This window comes from Mesorhizobium sp. ORM8.1, assembly GCF_053005525.2.
Genome location: NZ_CM132600.1, coordinates 1335579 through 1352054, shown reverse-complemented (window position 1 = coordinate 1352054; position 16476 = coordinate 1335579). Strand labels below are relative to the sequence as shown.

Sequence of the window (16476 nt, the reverse complement as noted above, 5' to 3'; positions counted from 1 at the left end):
GAACGACCATGGTTGACGAGGCTGCACGCGATGTGAGGCGCGAACGCCGGCGAGGACGCACCGGCGAGGCAGGCTCGGAGTCGAGCCGCCATCCGAACTACCGCGCGCTGAAAAACCCGTTCCTGCCGCAGCCGATCTTTTCGCAGGATCAGGTCGCCGCCATCCATGACACCGCGCTGCGCGTGCTGGAGGAACTCGGCATTAAGGTGCTGCTGCCCGAGGCCCGCGCCGTTTACGCCAAGGCCGGCGCGCTGGTCGACGGGGACAGCCAGATGGTGAAGATCGGTCGCGACATCGTCGAGGCCGCACTTGCCTCGGCGCCGCGCTCCATCCATGCCCGCGCCGGCGCCCGCGAGCGCGACCTGACGCTGGAACTCGGCTCCATGGCGTTCCTTGCCGGGGCCGGCGCGCCCAACGTCACCGATCTCGAACGCGGCCGGCGCCCTGGCACCTTCGCCGCCTTCGAGGAACTGACCAAGCTGGTGCAGCATTTCGACGTGCTGCACATGCTTTGCCCTTCCGTCGAGCCGCAGGATATCGACAACCGCTTTCGTCATTATGCCGCCAACCGGGCGCAACTGACGCTGTCGGACAAGCTTCCCTTCGTTTTCGCGCGCGGCACGCCGCAAGTCGACGACAGTTTCGAGATGATCCGGCTGGCGCGCGGCTTGTCGCAAGACGAGTTCCGCGCCGGCGCCCATTGCTACACGGTCATCAACACCAATTCGCCGCGCCAGCTCGATATCCCGATGGCGCAAGGCATCATCGACTTCGCCAAAGCGGGCCAGATCTCGATCATCACGCCCTTCTGCCTGGCCGGCGCCATGGCGCCGATCACCGTCGCCGGGGCGCTGACCCTGCAGCACGCCGAGGCGCTGGCCGGCCTGGCCCTGGCCCAGATCGTGCGGCCAGGCGCGCCGGTGGTCTACGGCTCCTTCTCCTCCAATGTCGACATGAAGTCCGGCGCGCCGGCCTTCGGCACGCCCGAACACGTCAAGGCGACGCTTGGCGCCGGCCAGCTGGCGCGTTTCACCGGCCTGCCGTGGCGGTCCGGCGGCGGCAGCGCCGCCAACATCTCCGACGTGCAGGCCGCACATGAGACGCAGTTTGCGCTATGGGGTTCGGTGCTCGCCGGCGCCACCGTCTGCATCCACACCGCCGGCTGGCTGGAAGGGGGCTTGAGCGTCTCCTATGAAAAGCTGATCACCGATATCGAGGCGCTGCAGACCGTCGCCGAGCTCTGCGCCAGGACACCGGGCGATGCCGACGCCATCGGCTTCGAGGCCATCGCCGAGGTGCAGCCCGGCGGCCATTTCTTCTCGGCCGGCCACACGATGGCGCGCTATCGAACCGCCTTCTATGAGCCGCTGGTGGCCGACTGGTCGAATTTCGGCAACTGGACGCAAGGTGGTTCGAAGACCGCAACGGAACGCGCCACCGGCGTCTGGAAACGCGCCCTTGCCGATTTCCAGGCGCCGCCTTCCGCGGCCGCCACGACCGGTGTTCTTGACGAGTTTATCGCCAGACGCACGGAAGAGGGCGGCGCGGCGCCGGTGTCGTGACCGCGACAAGAGCCCGTTAGATCGGGCGCTTGTCGCGACAGAGCCAGTTTCTAGTAGCCCATGCCGCCGGCACCGCCCGCGGGCGCTGCGTCCTTGGCCGGAATGTCGGTGATCATCGCTTCGGCTGTGATCAGAAGCGCGGCGATCGAGCCGGCATCCTGCAACGCGGTGCGCACCACCTTCGCCGGATCGACGATGCCGGCCTTGATCATGTCGACATAGGTCTCGTTCTGCGCGTCAAAGCCCTGATTGTGGTCCTTGCTGTCGGCGAGCTTGCCGACCACGATCGAGCCTTCGACGCCGGAATTCTCGGCGATCTGGCGGATCGGCGCTTCGAGCGCGCGAAGCACGATGGAGATGCCGGCGGTGACGTCGGCATTGGCGCCGTTGAGGCCCGATAGCGCTGAGCGGGCGCGCAACAATGCCACGCCGCCGCCGGGCACGATGCCCTCCTCGACCGCCGCGCGCGTCGCGTTCAGCGCGTCGTCGATGCGGTCCTTCTTTTCCTTGACTTCCGACTCGGTGGCGCCGCCGACGCGGATGACGGCAACGCCGCCGGAAAGCTTGGCCAGCCGCTCCTGCAGCTTTTCCTTGTCGTAGTCGGAGGTCGTCTCCTCGATCTGGCCCTTGATCTGGGCGACGCGCGCCTGGATCGTCGCCTTGGTGCCGGCGCCGTCGACGATCGTGGTGGTGTCCTTCTCGATCAGCACGCGCTTGGCGCGGCCGAGCATTTCAAGGGTGACGTTCTCGAGCTTGATGCCGAGATCTTCCGAAATCATCTGGCCCGATGTCAGCACGGCGATGTCTTCCAGCATCGCCTTGCGGCGATCGCCGAAGCCCGGCGCCTTGACGGCCGCGACCTTGAGGCCGCCGCGCAATTTGTTGACCACCAGCGTGGCAAGCGCTTCGCCTTCGACGTCCTCCGAGATGATCAGCAGCGGCCGGCCGCTCTGCACCACCGCTTCGAGGATCGGCAACATCGCCTGCAGATTGCCGAGTTTCTTCTCATGGATGAGCACATAGGGCTCTTCCAGCTCGACGCGCATCTTGTCGGCATTGGTGACGAAATAGGGGCTGAGATAGCCACGGTCGAACTGCATGCCTTCGACGACATCGAGTTCGGTTTCGGCGGTCTTGGCTTCCTCGACGGTGATGACGCCGTCATTGCCGACCTTGTCCATCGCCTTGGCGATCATGGCGCCGACGGTTGCATCGCCATTGGCGGCGATGGTGCCGACCTGGGCGATCTCGGCCGACGACTTGACCTTCTTGGCCCTCGCTTTGATCTCGACGACGACGGCGGCGACGGCCTGGTCGATGCCGCGCTTGAGGTCCATCGGATTCATTCCGGCGGCGACCAGCTTGGCGCCTTCGCGCAGGATCGAGGCGGCCAGCACCGTGGCGGTGGTGGTGCCGTCACCGGCAAGGTCGTTGGTCTTCGAGGCCACTTCGCGCACCATCTGTGCGCCCATGTTCTCGAACTTGTCGGTGAGTTCGATTTCCTTGGCGACAGTGACGCCGTCCTTGGTGACGCGCGGCGCGCCATAGGCCTTGTCGATGATCACGTTGCGGCCCTTGGGGCCAAGCGTCACCTTGACGGCGTTGTTGAGGAGCTCGACGCCACGCAGCATGCGGTCGCGCGCGTCGGTGGAGAATTTGATTTCCTTGGCGGGCATGATTTTTATCCAGTTCGTATTTGGGGTGGATCAGTCGCGGCGCGGAACGCGCAGCGCTGTGGTCTCTAAAGTCTTGCAGCGTCCTTACGCGTCCCGAAGGACGGGCGCCGCGCTGATCAGGCAGCCTTCTTGGCGGTCACGGACTTGGTGGCCACGGTCTTGGCGGCACCGGTTTTCTCGGTGGCGGCCGTCTTGCTCTTCTCGATGACACCCATGATATCGGTTTCCTTCATGATCAGAAGGTCCTCGCCGTCGATCTTGACCTCGGTGCCCGACCATTTGCCGAACAGGATGAAGTCGCCTGCCTTGACGTCCAGCGGAACAAGCGCGCCGTTTTCGTCGCGTGCGCCGGGACCGACGGCGACGACTTCGCCTTCCTGCGGCTTCTCCTTGGCATTGTCGGGAATGATGATGCCGCCCTTGGATTTGGTATCGCCTTCGGCGCGCCGGATGACGACGCGGTCGTGGAGTGGCCGAAACTTCATGAGAACTTCTTTCTGGGGCCGGCATAGGCGGCCACGCCGCTCTTTATAGGCGCGTTGGCACTCGATAGATAGGAGTGCCAAAAATTATTCGTGCTCAAAATTAAATATTGAAAAGTATTATGCCGTCTGCCGGTTTCGAAATGTCGCAAGGCGCCTAAATATTTCAAAAAATTGAATTTTAAGGCCGGAGTGACTATTTAACTCATAAGTTCGATTCCACGATTTCAGGCGCGAAGGGATTTAAGCGATGGCCGAAAGCAATCAGACTATCATGGAAAAAGCTGAGGCTCGTTTCATGGACAAACAGAAGAAGACGGCCGAGCGCAGCAAGGCAACCGCCGATTACGTATCCGAGGCGAGAGCCAGGGAGATCAAGACGGCAAGGCTCAGGGGGCTGCGATTGGCCAAGGAAGAGGCCGACCGCGTGGCGGAAGCCTTGAACCCGACACCCAAGAAGAAGCGGGCGGCAGTCAAGAAGGCCGTCGCAGTGCCGAAGGGAGCGAAGTCATGAGCCTTACATTCCCCAACCGAAGCCGCAGCTATGACGAGGCTGGCAGACGAATTCGCTTCGTCGGCCATGACGGCATGTTCCAGATTTCTTTCTCTGTCGCCGCGGATGCCATTTCCAATGCACCGTCAGGAACGGCGACGGCCGAAGCCACCTATCTGGCGGCCTTCGACACGGCTTCCGGCCCTATCCATGACGTCGCCAGCAAGGCCTACGCCCGCACGCGCAGGAGCATATACGTGCTGACCGCCGCCGATTTCGCCTGAATGGGATCGTCGCGTCTTTTGATTGCCGCGCGCTACCCGCAGATGTAGACGGTGCCAGACCTGCGAATGGCTGATCGCTGAGGTCTTGTGATCTGGCGCGGCAACTTGAAGGTGGTTACGCTACGCTGTGAAGGCTTGTTGGCAATGGACGGGAAATGACGGCGCCTGGCGATTTGATGCAAGCCTTGTTCATGAGGTTGAAGAGCGATCGTTCGCTTTCGGCGCTGCTTGGCGGCTCAGGCCTGCTCGAGCGCGCGAATGACAAGGCGGCCTTTCCGCACGTCACCTATGGCCGCACCAGTGCTTTCAATCTGGAAACCGGCGCCGACAACGACAATGATCAGCTTGTCACCTTCCACGTCTGGTCGAAGACCCAGGACGAAGCCGAGACGCGCCTGATCATGGACAGCATCCGCACCCGCCTCGACGGCGCGGCTTTTTCCATCGGCTCGCGTGCCCAGACGCGGCTGTCGCTCGAATTCGCCGAGGCCGGCTACGACCAGGACCTAGCCGTCCACCACGGATTGCTGCGTTTTCGCGCCCTGACGCAGGACAGCGCCTGATCGGCCATCGTATCGGTCTAAAGCTGTGCCTGGATAGCGGCCTTGTCGATGACCGACCAGACCTCGCGGATTCGGCCATCCTGGAATTCGTAGAAAACATTTTCTGCAAAAGTGACACGCTTGCCGTGCACCGGCAGGCCGAACAGCACGCCCTTGGGATGGCAGTCGAAATGCAGGCGGGCGGCCACCCGTGGCGGCTCGCAGACCAGCAACTCGATGTTGAAACGCAGATCGGGGATCGCCGCGAAATCGCCTTCCAGCATCCGGCGATAACCCAATAGCCCGATCGTCTCGCCATTGTACTGCACGGCATCGCCGACAAACCGGCCGAGATTGTCCCAATCCTGGTCATTCAGGCAGGCGATGTAGCCCCGGTAGAGATGGGTGAGCTGATGATCCGCCACGGTGCGCTCCGATTTTTCGAAAATAGCTTCTGACGATCTCGTCAAATGACCGCTATCGCGTCGACCTCTATGAGGTAGCCTGGGGACATTATCGCTACCCCGATCACCACATTCGCTGGTTTGTGATCTCCAAACAGCGAAATCTGCGCGTCTTCGAGGATCGGAACGTGTTCATCGCGCTTATAGTCGACAATATAGATTGTGATCTTGCAAACCTGCTCAGGCCGCGCACCTGCCGCACTGAGCGCTCGGCCGAGATTGCCGAATGCCAGGCGCGCCTGCGCGGCAAAATCTCCGTATCCAACGAGCTTGCCGTGGATGTCTTCGGGCTGCTGACCTGAGACGAATACCAGCTTGGATCCGGTCGCGACGACAACCTGTGTGTACATCTCCGGAGTTGGCAGATCATGGGGATTGATGAGTTCGAGCGACATTGAAATGATCTCCCTGCTTCGTTCGACTGAAATGGACATTGGTGATCACCGCGTCGCTTGCACACGATGGCAAAGCGTCGGTGCTGGTGCGCGTGGCGGTTTAGCGAGGTCGATGAACATACGTTGGCGGTCGAGCTGAGCCAAGCCGAGCTCGACGAGTCTGTACCGGGTTCGCAGCCGAGTCGATGCTTCTTCAACCAATGAAGGAGGCTGCCGAACCGAGCGGACCGGCGCTGCCATGAACCGTCACGATCCTCGCAAGGGGGCGGGTTTCCCGTATCCGAAAGGCGTAGCCGGAGCATCGATTTTCCGGCTATGAATCCCTTGCCCAGGCTTGAGGGAGCCAGGGCTGCAGGATCATAGTCGTTCGTCTCGCGTTAAGGGGGTATGGCGGGCATGGATTTCGGGTCGTTCACCGTTCATTTCACGTTCAGCCCACATGCGTTAGAACCGTGATCATGAAGAACTTTGGCTCTCATCTCCGTTCCGTGACGTTGGCGCTGGCCGCAGCCGGGCTTTTCGCGTCGCAGGCGACAGCAATGCCGGTCATCCAGCCATCGGTCGACCAGCCGGTCGTGCTGGCCGCCGGCGACTGCTATGCGATCGGCCAGCAGGTGGCGGAGCAGAATGGCGGCACCTTGGCCAAGGCATCCCAGGCCAACCGGGGCGGCCAGCAGGTCTGCGTCATCGTCGTGCTGGTGCCCGGCAAGGACGGCCAGCGTCCGCGCCGCTCGGAGATCGTGGTTCCGGCAGGCTGACGCTCTCGATTCCCAGGCCATCGGAATCGGCCTATAGCTTTACCCTCAACAGGCTCAGAAATCATGCGCGTGCTCGTCGTCGAGGATGACAAGGATCTCAACCGGCAGCTGGCCGATGCGCTGGTCGATGCCGGCTATGTCGTCGACCGCGCCTATGATGGCGAGGAAGGGCATTTCCTCGGCGACACCGAGCCTTACGACGCCGTCGTGCTCGATATCGGCCTGCCGCAGATGGACGGCATCAGCGTCGTCGAGCGCTGGCGCCGCAATGGCCGCAAGATGCCGGTGCTGATCCTCACCGCGCGCGACCGCTGGAGCGACAAGGTGTCGGGCATCGATGCCGGCGCCGACGACTATGTGACAAAACCCTTCCATATCGAGGAAGTGCTGGCGAGGGTCAGGGCCCTGATCCGCCGCGCCGCCGGTCACGCCTCGTCGGAGCTCACCTGCGGGCCGCTCAGGCTCGACACCAAGGCCTCCAAGGCCGATGTCAACGGCGTGCCGCTGAAGCTCACCTCGCACGAGTTCCGGCTGCTCGCCTATCTGATGCATCATATGGGCGATGTGGTGTCGCGCACGGAGCTGGTCGAGCACCTCTACGACCAGGATTTCGACCGCGATTCAAACACCATCGAGGTGTTCGTCGGTCGGCTTCGCAAGAAGATGGGCATCGACATGATCGAAACCGTGCGGGGCATGGGCTATCGCATGCGTGAACCGGAGGCGTGACGCGGAACCGCTGCAGCCAACTATGACGACATGGCTTTCGCGGCTGCGGTTCTGGCCGCGCTCGCTGACCTTCCGCGTCATCGCCTTTTCCACCATCTGGGCGATCCTGACGCTCGTCGTCATCTTCACCCTGATCACCACGCTCTACCGCCAGGCCAGCGAGCGCGGCTTCGACAGCCTGTTGTCGGCGCATCTGTTCAACCTGATCGGCTCTGTAGGCATTTCCGACAATGGCGCGCTGACCGGCACTCCCGATCTGGGCGACCTGCGCTTTTCCGAGCCGAATTCCGGCTGGTACTGGTCGGTCGAACCGGCTTCCGAAGGCGTCCATGGCGAGATCCATTCCTCCTCGATGACGACCTCGATCCTGTCGCCAACAGTCGCCGACGTGCCCTTCAACTCGAACTTCCAACGCAGCTACTCGACGGCAGGCATCAAGGGCGAGCAATTGCAGGTCTTCGAGAGCGAGTTCGTGCTCGATGCCAAGAACCGCGCCGCGCGCTTCCGCGTCATGGGCAATCACAGCGAACTGGAACAGGAGATCGGCAGCTTCCAGCGCCGCCTGCTCACCTATCTGTCCCTGTTCGGCATCGGCATGATCGCCATCAACGCCATCGCCATCCTATTGGGCCTGCAGCCCTTGCGGCGCGTGCGCAACGCGCTGGCCATGGTGCGCGAAGGCACCGCGCAGCGGCTCGACGGCAGTTTCCCGGCCGAGATCGAGCCTCTGGCCAATGAGACGAACGCGCTGATCGAGAACAACAGGCGCATCGTCGAGCGTTCGCGCACGCAGGTCGGCAATCTCGCCCATTCGCTGAAGACGCCGCTGGCCGTGCTGATCAACGAAGGCCGCGCGCTGGGTGGGCCAAAGGGCCAGCTCATCGCCGAACAGGCCGCTTCGATGCGAAAGCAGGTCGACCATTACCTGCAGCGCGCCCGTGTCGCCGCCCAGCGCGACAGCGTCGTCTTCCGCACCCCGGTTTCGCCGCTGGTCGAGCGCATGGTGCGCGTGCTGCAGAAGCTCAATCCGCAAACCAGATTGTCGCTGTCGCTGCCGCCGATCGAGATTGTTTTTGCCGGCGAGCGCGAGGATTTGGAGGAATTGCTCGGAAATCTGCTGGATAATGCCGTGAAATGGGCAAAGAGCGCCGCGATGGTGTCGGTCGCCGCCGTGCCGGGAAGCATCAACCTGTTTGAAATCGTTATAGAGGATGACGGTCCGGGCATACCCGAAGACAGCGCGCGGGAGGTGTTGAAGCGTGGCAAGAGACTGGACGAGACGAAGCCGGGAACAGGACTTGGCCTTGCCATTGTGGCCGACCTCGTCAACGAGTATGGAGGCGCCCTGGCGCTGGAACGGTCCGGCATGGGCGGCTTGAGGGCGGTGGTGAGATTGCGGAGCCTCCAATAATGTTTTTTATCGATTTTCGGGCGGGTGGTCGCGGCCAAATTTCCGACAAATATCAATACTATGGCCGTGACCACTCCCCCGATGGCGCGACCCTCAATCCATCTCGCTCAAGAAGTCCATCAAGATCTCGCTCAAGAGAACCGGTTGTTGGCATGAAGATTCGCGTCGCGCTCGTTTCCGTCCTGCTCGCCGTTTCCGGCTGCACGACGCTGGGCAGGGGTGGCCCGACCTCTCCGGTCACGCCCGTGTCCACGCCGCCGTCCGGCGGCAAGGTGTCGACCAGCATCGTTTCGGCGATGAATGGCGGGCTGATCGGCGGATCGATCGGCTCGGGCCTGAGCGATGGCGAAAAGCGCAAGGGGTTGGAGGCCGAGTACAAGGCGCTGGAATACAACACCAGCGGCCAGAAGGTGACGTGGAAGAGCGACAACTCGACCCGCTACGGCGAGGTCGTCGCCGCCCAGCCTTACCGGGTCGGCTCGCAGGATTGCCGCCAGTACACCCACACCGTTTATACAAACGGCGCGGGCGTTACCGCGCGCGGCACCGCCTGCCGCAACACCGACGGCAGCTGGACGCCGCTGAGCTGACAAGTCGGCGGGATTGACGTCGATCAAGGTCAGACAGTCGATCTGCCGCCAAAGCGTCGCAGGACATCCGTGTTGGCAGGGCAGGGCTCTGCCTTTATTGGAAGAGCCATGCTGTTCTGGGTCATAGCCGCAATCCTTACGCTGGGCGCCAGCCTGGCGGTGCTTTTGCCGCTCACCGGCGGCTTGAAAGGCGCGTCGTCAGCCGGCGAGCACGATCTCGAAGTCTACCGCGACCAGCTCTCCGAACTCGACCGCGATATGGCGCGCGGCCTGATTCAGCTTGGGGAAGCGCAAGAGGCGCGCGCCGAGATCGGCCGCCGCATCCTGCGCCTCGGGGCGACAGCCGAGCCAGGCGCCGCAACCGCCAGCCCGTCGCGCAGCGCCAGGCTGGTCGCCAGCGCGGCGGTGCTTGCCGTCCCACTGTTGAGCTGGGCGCTCTACGGCGTGCTCGGCTCTCCCGACCTGCCTTCGCAGCCGCTGGCCGAACGTCTCGCCAAGAACCCGGCCGACTCCTCCGTTGATGAGCTTGTTGCCCGCGCCGAGGCGCATCTTGCCGCCAATCCGCAGGACGGCAAGGGCTGGGACGTGCTGGCGCCGGTCTATCTGCGCCTGCAGCGCTATGCGGACGCGATAACCGCCTATCGCAATGCCATCCGCCTCGACGGCGACAGCGCCGCCCGCCAGGCAGGGCTGGGCGAGGCGATCGCCAGCGCGGCCGGCGGCATCGTTTCGGCAGACGCTCAAGCGGCCTTCGAGGCGGCGCTGAAGCTTGACCCCGCCAACGCCAAGGCGAGTTTCTATCTGGCCGTCGGGCTTGCCCAGGAGGGCAGGAAGGCTGAAGCTGTCGCCGCCTGGCAAAAGATGCTTGGCCAGCTGGCGCCGGATTCGCCGTGGCGCAACGCTGTACAACAGGCGCTGGCGGAGGCGGCGACACCCGCGGTCGCCGCTGATACACCGGCCAATGGCCCGGATGCGCAGCAGGTGGAAGCGGCCCAGCAAATGGCGCCGCAGGATCGGCAGGCGATGATCGAGACCATGGTTGCCGGCCTTGACGACAAATTGAAGCAGAATCCGCGTGACGAGGAAGGATGGATGCGGCTCATTCGTTCCTATGTCGTGCTCGGCAAGGCCGACCAGGCGCGCGATGCGCTCGGCCGCGCCGTTGCCGTCTTTGGCGCCGGCAGCGAGCAGGCCAGGAAGTTCACCGCCTTCGCCGCCTCCCTCGGCGTGACGGCGACGGAGTAGAATGATGACGCGCAAACAGAAGCGATTGTCGGTGATCCTGGCCGGGCTGGTATTCCTCGGCGCCGCCGCCGGGCTCACCTTCTACGCGCTCGGCCAGAAGGCCTCCTATTTCTACATGCCGGCCGATCTTGCCACCGCGAGCGTGCCGCCCGGGCAGCGCATCCGCCTCGGCGGCCTTGTCGAGAAAGGCACCGTCGTGCGTGGCCAAGGCGCCACCGTCGCCTTTTCGGTCACCGACAAGCTGAAGTCGGTCAAGGTCACCTATACCGGCATCCTGCCCGACCTGTTCCGCGAGGAGCAAGGCGTTATCACCGAGGGCGCGTTCGGCCAGGATGGCGTCTTTGTCGCCGACAGCGTGCTTGCCAAGCATGATGAGCGCTATATGCCCAAGGAAGTCGCCGACGGGCTGAAGGCCAAGGGCGTCTGGCAGGAAAGCACCAACTGACAATGGTTGAGACCGGACATTTCGCGCTCGTCCTCGCCTTCGCGCTGTCGCTGGTCCAGATGTTGGTGCCGCTGATCGGCGCCCGCACCGGCAACCAGCGGCTGATGGCGGTCGGCGGTCCGGTCACGGTCACCGGCTTCGCCTTGACGGCACTCTCTTTCGCGGCGCTGGCGAGCGCCTATGCCAGTTCCGATTTCTCGGTGGCGAGCGTGTGGGAAAACTCGCATTCGCTGCAGCCCATGATCTACAAGGTCACTGGCACCTGGGGAAACCACGAAGGCTCGATGCTTTTGTGGGTGCTGATCCTGACCTTCTTCGGCGCGCTGGTCGCCGTCTTCGGCAACAATCTGCCGGCGACGCTGAAGGCCAATGTGCTTGCCGTGCAAGGCATGATCGGCGCGGCCTTCTTCCTGTTCATCCTGGCGACGTCCAACCCGTTCATCCGGCTCAATCCGGCGCCGATCGAGGGCCGCGACTTGAACCCGATCCTGCAGGATCTTGGCCTCGCCATCCATCCGCCGATGCTGTACCTCGGCTATGTCGGCTTCTCGATCTGCTTCTCCTTCTCGGTCGCGGCGCTCATCGAGGGCCGCATCGACGCCTCCTGGGCGCGCTGGGTACGGCCCTGGACGCTGGTCGCCTGGATGTTCCTGACCGGCGGCATCGCGATGGGCTCCTACTGGGCTTATTACGAGCTCGGCTGGGGCGGCTTCTGGTTCTGGGACCCGGTCGAGAACGCCTCCTTCATGCCATGGCTTGCCGGCACGGCGCTGCTGCATTCGGCGATCGTCATGGAAAAGCGCTCGGCGCTGAAGATCTGGACGCTGCTGCTTGCCATCCTCACCTTCTCGCTGTCGCTGCTCGGCACCTTCCTGGTGCGCTCAGGCGTGCTGACTTCGGTGCACGCCTTTGCCACCGACCCGACGCGCGGCGTCTTCATCCTCTGCATCCTGACGCTGTTCATCGGCGGCTCGCTGGCGCTGTTTGCGCTGCGCGCCTCGAGGCTGACGGCGGGCGGCCTGTTCCAGCCGATCTCGCGCGAGGGCGCGCTTGTGCTGAACAATCTGTTCCTCACCACCGCTACCGCCACCGTGCTCGTCGGCACGCTCTACCCGCTGGCGCTGGAGGCGCTGACCGGCGGCAAGATTTCGGTCGGCGCGCCGTTCTTCGACCTGACCTTCGGCCCTCTGATGCTGCCGCTGCTGGCCATCGTGCCTGTCGGTCCGCTGCTTGCCTGGAAGCGCGGCGACATCCTTGCCGCCTCGCAGCGCCTGATGGCGGCCTTCGCGCTGGCGCTCGCCGCGATGCTGGTCACCGGTCTCTTCATCAACGGGGCGTCGGTGTTCGCCGCGCTCGGTGTCGGCCTTGCCGTCTGGCTGGTGGCCGGCGCGCTGACCGACCTGGCCGTCAAGGCGGGTGTCGGCTCGGTCACGCCGTCGAACATACTTCGACGCTTCATCGGCCTGCCGCGGTCGGTCTTCGGCACAGCCCTTGCCCATCTGGGCCTAGGACTGACCTTGCTCGGCATTGTCGGCACGCTTTGCTTCGGCACCGAGAAGATCCTCACCATGAAACCGGGCGAGACGGTGGAACTGTCCGGCCACAGCGTTCGCTTCGAAGGCCTCTTTCCGCAGAAGGGTCCCAATTTCACCGAGGATCGCGGCCGCTTCATACTGATCTCGAACGGATTCGACGACGGCGAGATCACCTCGGCCAAGCGCTTCTATCCGGTGCGGCAGACGGTGACGACCGAGTCCGGCATCCGCACGCTCGGCTTCAGCCAACTCTATCTGTCGCTCGGCGATGAGAGCAGTGACGGCTCGGTCGTCGTGCGCCTGTGGTGGAAGCCGCTGGTGACGCTGATCTGGGGCGGCGGCCTGGTGATGATGGCGGGCGCTGCGATGTCGCTGCTCGACCGGCGCTTGCGTGTCGGCGCGCCGGCAAGGCGGCGCAAATTGGCGACCGCTGCGGCAACCGCGAGCCAGACATGAAGGCGAGGTTTTCATTCGCCTCGCTGGTCCTGCTGCTGGCCTTGCTTTTTGCCGGGGCCGCGCAGGCGGTGAAGCCCGACGAGGTGCTGCAGGACCCGGCATTGGAAGCGAGGGCGCGCGCGCTGTCGGAAGGCCTGCGCTGCATGGTCTGCCAGAACCAGTCGATCGACGAATCCGACGCCGACCTCGCCCGCGACCTGCGCATCCTGGTGCGCCAACGCCTCACGGCCGGCGACACCGACCAGCAGGTGATGGACTACATCGTCTCGCGCTATGGCGAGTTCGTCCTCTTGAAGCCGCGTTTCAGCCTGCGCAACGCGCTTTTGTGGGGCACACCGGTGCTCCTGCTGCTCGTCGGCGGCGCCTTCATCTTATTCAGCGCCCGGTCGCGCCGTCCATCCTCGCCGGCGCTTTCAGCGGAAGAGCAAGCGGCGCTCGAAAAGATATTGCGCAACTAGTGCCATCGCGAACTTTGGTGATGCCTGCAACAGTTCTTGTGGTGGTCGCCATCCCAGGGTCTCCGCGACGGAGCTTTGCTCTGGGACGGCGACGTCGCGGGCGCTTTCCGCTATGCCTCCGGGTACGGTCGCCTCACACCTTGCTTGCACGCTCGGCTTCTACGGCGTCGGTGACCGCGTCGATCTCCGCCATTGCTGCTACGTGAGGCACCAAACGACCGGCCTTTGCGTCGGCAATTCCGTGCTTGATGCCTTCGATCATCTTAGTCTCCCAATCGGTTGAGACTCGAATTCGTGTGTTACGGCCTGTGGTCATTTTGAAACCTCGTGATTTCACGCGTGCCTTCCGCCCGCCAACATTACAAAACTTTCATGTAGCGGAAATGGCGCCGTAATGTGCGGCTCTCTAATCCTCTTGGCCGAGGATGCATCGCCTGAGCGCATCCACGTCTATAGAGGATAAGAACTCGATGAATATTGCCCCCAATTCATATTCCGGTTCCCGCAAGCGTCTGATGGCGGCTGTCGCGTCCCTGGCCATTATCGGTGCCGTCGGCGCCGGCGCGCTTGCCACCGGCACCGCGCCGGTGCTGGCCGATGCCGTGCGCGTCGAGGCTCCGCAGATGCCTAGCTTCGCCGATGTCGTCGAGCACGTCTCGCCGGCTGTCGTCAGCGTCAAGGTCAAGTCCAAGATTCAGCCGACCGCCGATGACGGCTCCGACGACCAGAACGGTTTCGACAACCTGCCCGACAATCCGCAGCTGCGCCAGTTCTTCAAGCAATTCCGCGGCTTCGGCGACCAGGGCCAGGGCGGCCAGTTCGGCCAGCGCCACTTCAATCATCGCAATCCCGGTAACGGCCAGCCGCGTCCGGTGGCGCAGGGGTCGGGCTTCTTCATCTCCGAAGACGGCTATCTCGTCACCAACAACCACGTCGTTTCGGAAGGCTCGGACTATACGGTCGTCACCAATGACGGCAAGGAGCTCGACGCCAAGCTGGTCGGCACCGACCCGCGCACCGACCTCGCCGTGCTCAAGGTCGATGGCGGCGGCAAGTTCACCTATGTCGACTTCGCCGACGATTCCAAGGTCCGCATCGGCGACTGGGTGGTTGCCGTCGGCAATCCGTTCGGCCTCGGCGGCACGGTGACCGCAGGCATCGTCTCGGCCCGTGGCCGCGACATCGGCGCCGGACCTTATGACGACTTCATCCAGATCGACGCTTCGGTCAACCGCGGCAATTCGGGTGGCCCGACCTTCAACCTCAACGGCCAGGTGATCGGCATCAACACCGCCATCTTCTCGCCCTCGGGCGGCAGCGTCGGCATCGCCTTCGACATCCCGGCCTCGACCGCCAAGCAGATCGTCCAGGACCTGATGAAGAGCGGCTCCGTCCAGCGCGGCTGGCTCGGCGTCGAAATTCAGCCGGTCACCTCCGACATCGCCGAGTCGCTCGGCCTGAAGTCGGACAAGGGCGCGCTGGTTTCGAGCGCCCAGGACGCCGGTCCGGGTAAGAAGGCTGGCATCGCCGCCGGCGACGTCATCACCCAGATCGACGGCAAGGATGTCGACTCGCCGAAGGATCTCGCCCGCACCATCGGCGCCTATGCGCCTGGCAAGTCGGTCGATGTCACTGTCTGGCGCGGTGGCAAGTCCCAGTCCGTCAAGGTCGATCTCGGCACGCTGCCCGCAAGCGACAAGCAGGCCTCGAACGACGACGGCAAGCAGCAGGCGCCCGCCGCCAAGGCCGACACACTGGCCGATCTCGGCCTGACCGTCACCAAGGCTGAGAGCGGCAAGGGCCTCGTGGTCACCGATGTCGATCCCGACAGCGACGCGGCCGATCGCGGCATTCAGCCGGGCGATGTCATCACCTCGATCAATTCGAACGATGTCAACACCACCGATGATGTCTCGAAGGCCATGGCTGATGCCACCAAGGCCGGCCGCAAGGCCGTGCTGATGCAGATCACCCGCGACGATAGCAACCGCTTCGTGGCGCTGCCGGTCGGCAAGGGCTGATAAGTTTGTTTTGACGCAATTCCGAACGGAAAACCGCCTCACATTTTTCCTGGAATTGCTCTCTCGACTTTTCCCTGCGGCGGTATCAACACCCCCGAGCCGCCGCCGGGAAAACATGGGGCCGAACACGTCAGTCAGTCACCGTGTTTCGCTCCCGGCGGCAGCGGGTTCCCATCCCCGCTGCCGCTTTAACATAAAGGCTAAGAGCCATGGCTGCCCCTCAACCTTCCGGTGAAATCGCGTATAACGGGTCCATGAAGATTCTCGTCATGGAAGACGATCGCGAGGCGGCGGACTATCTGCAGAAAGCCTTCGCCGAGGCGGGCCACACCGCCCATGTCGCCGGCGACGGCGAGACCGGTTTCGCGCTGGCCGATGCCGGTGACTATGACGTGATGGTGGTCGACCGCCTGATGCCGCGCCGCGACGGCCTGTCGGTGATCGCAGCACTTCGCTCGCGCGGCAACGCCACGCCGGTGCTGATCCTGTCGGCGCTGGGCGAGGTCGACGACCGCGTCACCGGCTTGCGCGCAGGCGGCGATGATTATCTCACCAAGCCCTATGCCTTTTCCGAACTGCTCGCCCGTGTAGAAGTGCTGAACCGCCGCGCCAGCGCCCGGGAATCCGAGACGGTCTACCGGGTCGGCGATCTCGAGCTCGACCGGCTGTCGCATTCGGTCAAGCGGGCCGGTCGCGAGATCACGCTGCAGCCGCGCGAGTTCCGCCTGCTCGAATATCTGATGCGCCACGCCGGCCAGGTGGTGACGCGCACCATGCTGCTCGAGAATGTCTGGGATTATCATTTCGATCCGCAGACTAACGTCATCGACGTCCATGTCTCGCGGCTGCGCGGCAAGATCGAGAAAGGCTTCGACAAGCCGATCCTGCACACCATCCGCGGCGCCGGCTACATGCTGAAAGGTGGGTAGA

19 protein-coding genes are annotated in these 16476 nt (G+C 63.7%); 14 read left to right on the top strand and 5 right to left on the bottom strand.

All coding sequences use genetic code 11. The features are described 5' to 3' along the window. Positions 1 to 8: 8 nt before the first annotated feature. Complete coding sequence (locus tag ACVDG8_RS07160; protein ID WP_447254089.1) at positions 9 to 1562, top strand: trimethylamine methyltransferase family protein; 1554 nt, start codon at positions 9 to 11, stop codon at positions 1560 to 1562. A gap of 50 nt (positions 1563 to 1612) precedes the next feature. Here the strand turns inward: ACVDG8_RS07160 and groL are convergent, their stop codons facing one another. Both groL and ACVDG8_RS07150 read right to left on the bottom strand, forming a co-directional pair. After that, positions 1613 to 3238 (bottom strand): chaperonin GroEL, encoded by a 1626-nt coding sequence (groL, locus tag ACVDG8_RS07155; RefSeq protein WP_447254088.1) that lies wholly within the window; start codon positions 3236 to 3238, stop codon positions 1613 to 1615. A gap of 116 nt (positions 3239 to 3354) precedes the next feature. Further along, positions 3355 to 3723: a co-chaperone GroES gene (locus tag ACVDG8_RS07150; protein ID WP_447254087.1), complete on the bottom strand. Its 369-nt coding sequence runs from the start codon at positions 3721 to 3723 to the stop codon at positions 3355 to 3357. Between the two features lie 247 nt (positions 3724 to 3970). On the opposite strand from ACVDG8_RS07150, the gene ACVDG8_RS07145 reads away from it, so the two are divergent. The 3 genes from ACVDG8_RS07145 to ACVDG8_RS07135 all read left to right on the top strand — a co-directional run bounded on the left by ACVDG8_RS07145 (position 3971) and on the right by ACVDG8_RS07135 (position 5060). Next, complete coding sequence (locus ACVDG8_RS07145) at positions 3971 to 4234, top strand: hypothetical protein (protein WP_447254086.1); 264 nt, start codon at positions 3971 to 3973, stop codon at positions 4232 to 4234. Then, complete coding sequence (locus tag ACVDG8_RS07140; protein ID WP_447254085.1) at positions 4231 to 4497, top strand: DUF1488 domain-containing protein; 267 nt, start codon at positions 4231 to 4233, stop codon at positions 4495 to 4497. Before ACVDG8_RS07145 ends, ACVDG8_RS07140 begins: the two co-directional genes overlap by 4 nt. 176 nt (positions 4498 to 4673) lie before the next feature. After that, positions 4674 to 5060, top strand: a complete 387-nt coding sequence (locus tag ACVDG8_RS07135) for a DUF3168 domain-containing protein (protein ID WP_447254084.1) — start codon at positions 4674 to 4676, stop codon at positions 5058 to 5060. 17 nt (positions 5061 to 5077) lie between these two features. Here the strand turns inward: ACVDG8_RS07135 and ACVDG8_RS07130 are convergent, their stop codons facing one another. Both ACVDG8_RS07130 and ACVDG8_RS07125 read right to left on the bottom strand, forming a co-directional pair. Next, positions 5078 to 5464, bottom strand: a complete 387-nt coding sequence (locus ACVDG8_RS07130) for an ester cyclase (protein WP_447254083.1) — start codon at positions 5462 to 5464, stop codon at positions 5078 to 5080. A gap of 41 nt (positions 5465 to 5505) precedes the next feature. Further along, positions 5506 to 5898 carry a RidA family protein gene (locus ACVDG8_RS07125; RefSeq protein WP_447254082.1) on the bottom strand — a complete coding sequence of 131 codons (393 nt, stop codon included), beginning with the start codon at positions 5896 to 5898 and terminating at the stop codon, positions 5506 to 5508. Positions 5899 to 6356: 458 nt separating this feature from the next. On the opposite strand from ACVDG8_RS07125, the gene ACVDG8_RS07120 reads away from it, so the two are divergent. The 8 genes from ACVDG8_RS07120 (at position 6357) to ACVDG8_RS07085 (ending at position 13525) form a co-directional block, all read left to right on the top strand. Next, entirely contained in the window at positions 6357 to 6656 is a 300-nt protein-coding gene (locus tag ACVDG8_RS07120; protein WP_447254081.1) for a hypothetical protein, read from the top strand. 63 nt (positions 6657 to 6719) lie between these two features. Further along, positions 6720 to 7385 (top strand): response regulator transcription factor, encoded by a 666-nt coding sequence (locus ACVDG8_RS07115; RefSeq protein WP_447254080.1) that lies wholly within the window; start codon positions 6720 to 6722, stop codon positions 7383 to 7385. A gap of 22 nt (positions 7386 to 7407) precedes the next feature. Next, complete coding sequence (locus ACVDG8_RS07110; protein WP_447254079.1) at positions 7408 to 8796, top strand: ATP-binding protein; 1389 nt, start codon at positions 7408 to 7410, stop codon at positions 8794 to 8796. Positions 8797 to 8948: 152 nt separating this feature from the next. Further along, positions 8949 to 9386 carry a hypothetical protein gene (locus ACVDG8_RS07105; protein ID WP_455707601.1) on the top strand — a complete coding sequence of 146 codons (438 nt, stop codon included), beginning with the start codon at positions 8949 to 8951 and terminating at the stop codon, positions 9384 to 9386. 108 nt (positions 9387 to 9494) lie between these two features. Then, positions 9495 to 10631 (top strand): c-type cytochrome biogenesis protein CcmI, encoded by a 1137-nt coding sequence (gene ccmI / locus ACVDG8_RS07100; RefSeq protein WP_447254077.1) that lies wholly within the window; start codon positions 9495 to 9497, stop codon positions 10629 to 10631. Between the two features lie 4 nt (positions 10632 to 10635). Continuing rightward, the gene (ccmE, locus tag ACVDG8_RS07095) at positions 10636 to 11076 is read left to right on the top strand and encodes a cytochrome c maturation protein CcmE (protein WP_447254076.1); all 441 of its coding nucleotides are present in this window, start codon (positions 10636 to 10638) and stop codon (positions 11074 to 11076) included. Between the two features lie 2 nt (positions 11077 to 11078). Further along, positions 11079 to 13067 (top strand): heme lyase CcmF/NrfE family subunit, encoded by a 1989-nt coding sequence (locus ACVDG8_RS07090; protein WP_447254075.1) that lies wholly within the window; start codon positions 11079 to 11081, stop codon positions 13065 to 13067. Beyond that, positions 13064 to 13525 (top strand): cytochrome c-type biogenesis protein, encoded by a 462-nt coding sequence (locus tag ACVDG8_RS07085; protein ID WP_447254074.1) that lies wholly within the window; start codon positions 13064 to 13066, stop codon positions 13523 to 13525. Before ACVDG8_RS07090 ends, ACVDG8_RS07085 begins: the two co-directional genes overlap by 4 nt. 133 nt (positions 13526 to 13658) lie before the next feature. On the opposite strand, the gene ACVDG8_RS07080 is transcribed toward ACVDG8_RS07085, so the two are convergent. After that, positions 13659 to 13787 carry a hypothetical protein gene (locus tag ACVDG8_RS07080; RefSeq protein WP_447254073.1) on the bottom strand — a complete coding sequence of 43 codons (129 nt, stop codon included), beginning with the start codon at positions 13785 to 13787 and terminating at the stop codon, positions 13659 to 13661. 208 nt (positions 13788 to 13995) lie between these two features. On the opposite strand from ACVDG8_RS07080, the gene ACVDG8_RS07075 reads away from it, so the two are divergent. Together ACVDG8_RS07075 and ACVDG8_RS07070 are read left to right on the top strand one after the other, a co-directional pair. Beyond that, complete coding sequence (locus tag ACVDG8_RS07075; protein WP_447254072.1) at positions 13996 to 15546, top strand: Do family serine endopeptidase; 1551 nt, start codon at positions 13996 to 13998, stop codon at positions 15544 to 15546. A gap of 254 nt (positions 15547 to 15800) precedes the next feature. Beyond that, positions 15801 to 16475 (top strand): response regulator transcription factor, encoded by a 675-nt coding sequence (locus tag ACVDG8_RS07070; RefSeq protein ID WP_447254071.1) that lies wholly within the window; start codon positions 15801 to 15803, stop codon positions 16473 to 16475. Position 16476: the final 1 nt, after the last annotated feature.

What these genes read in the sequence shown, in the direction of transcription:
- ACVDG8_RS07160 (WP_447254089.1), top strand. Translation starts at nt 9, where the DNA reads ATGGTTGACGAGGCTGCACGCGATGTGAGGCGCGAACGCCGGCGAGGA.
- groL (WP_447254088.1), bottom strand. Translation starts at nt 3,238, where the DNA reads ATGCCCGCCAAGGAAATCAAATTCTCCACCGACGCGCGCGACCGCATG.
- ACVDG8_RS07150 (WP_447254087.1), bottom strand. Translation starts at nt 3,723, where the DNA reads ATGAAGTTTCGGCCACTCCACGACCGCGTCGTCATCCGGCGCGCCGAA.
- ACVDG8_RS07145 (WP_447254086.1), top strand. Translation starts at nt 3,971, where the DNA reads ATGGCCGAAAGCAATCAGACTATCATGGAAAAAGCTGAGGCTCGTTTC.
- ACVDG8_RS07140 (WP_447254085.1), top strand. Translation starts at nt 4,231, where the DNA reads ATGAGCCTTACATTCCCCAACCGAAGCCGCAGCTATGACGAGGCTGGC.
- ACVDG8_RS07135 (WP_447254084.1), top strand. Translation starts at nt 4,674, where the DNA reads ATGCAAGCCTTGTTCATGAGGTTGAAGAGCGATCGTTCGCTTTCGGCG.
- ACVDG8_RS07125 (WP_447254082.1), bottom strand. Translation starts at nt 5,898, where the DNA reads ATGTCGCTCGAACTCATCAATCCCCATGATCTGCCAACTCCGGAGATG.
- ACVDG8_RS07120 (WP_447254081.1), top strand. Translation starts at nt 6,357, where the DNA reads ATGAAGAACTTTGGCTCTCATCTCCGTTCCGTGACGTTGGCGCTGGCC.
- ACVDG8_RS07115 (WP_447254080.1), top strand. Translation starts at nt 6,720, where the DNA reads ATGCGCGTGCTCGTCGTCGAGGATGACAAGGATCTCAACCGGCAGCTG.
- ACVDG8_RS07110 (WP_447254079.1), top strand. Translation starts at nt 7,408, where the DNA reads ATGACGACATGGCTTTCGCGGCTGCGGTTCTGGCCGCGCTCGCTGACC.
- ACVDG8_RS07105 (WP_455707601.1), top strand. Translation starts at nt 8,949, where the DNA reads ATGAAGATTCGCGTCGCGCTCGTTTCCGTCCTGCTCGCCGTTTCCGGC.
- ccmI (WP_447254077.1), top strand. Translation starts at nt 9,495, where the DNA reads ATGCTGTTCTGGGTCATAGCCGCAATCCTTACGCTGGGCGCCAGCCTG.
- ccmE (WP_447254076.1), top strand. Translation starts at nt 10,636, where the DNA reads ATGACGCGCAAACAGAAGCGATTGTCGGTGATCCTGGCCGGGCTGGTA.
- ACVDG8_RS07090 (WP_447254075.1), top strand. Translation starts at nt 11,079, where the DNA reads ATGGTTGAGACCGGACATTTCGCGCTCGTCCTCGCCTTCGCGCTGTCG.
- ACVDG8_RS07085 (WP_447254074.1), top strand. Translation starts at nt 13,064, where the DNA reads ATGAAGGCGAGGTTTTCATTCGCCTCGCTGGTCCTGCTGCTGGCCTTG.
- ACVDG8_RS07080 (WP_447254073.1), bottom strand. Translation starts at nt 13,787, where the DNA reads ATGATCGAAGGCATCAAGCACGGAATTGCCGACGCAAAGGCCGGTCGT.
- ACVDG8_RS07075 (WP_447254072.1), top strand. Translation starts at nt 13,996, where the DNA reads ATGAATATTGCCCCCAATTCATATTCCGGTTCCCGCAAGCGTCTGATG.
- ACVDG8_RS07070 (WP_447254071.1), top strand. Translation starts at nt 15,801, where the DNA reads ATGAAGATTCTCGTCATGGAAGACGATCGCGAGGCGGCGGACTATCTG.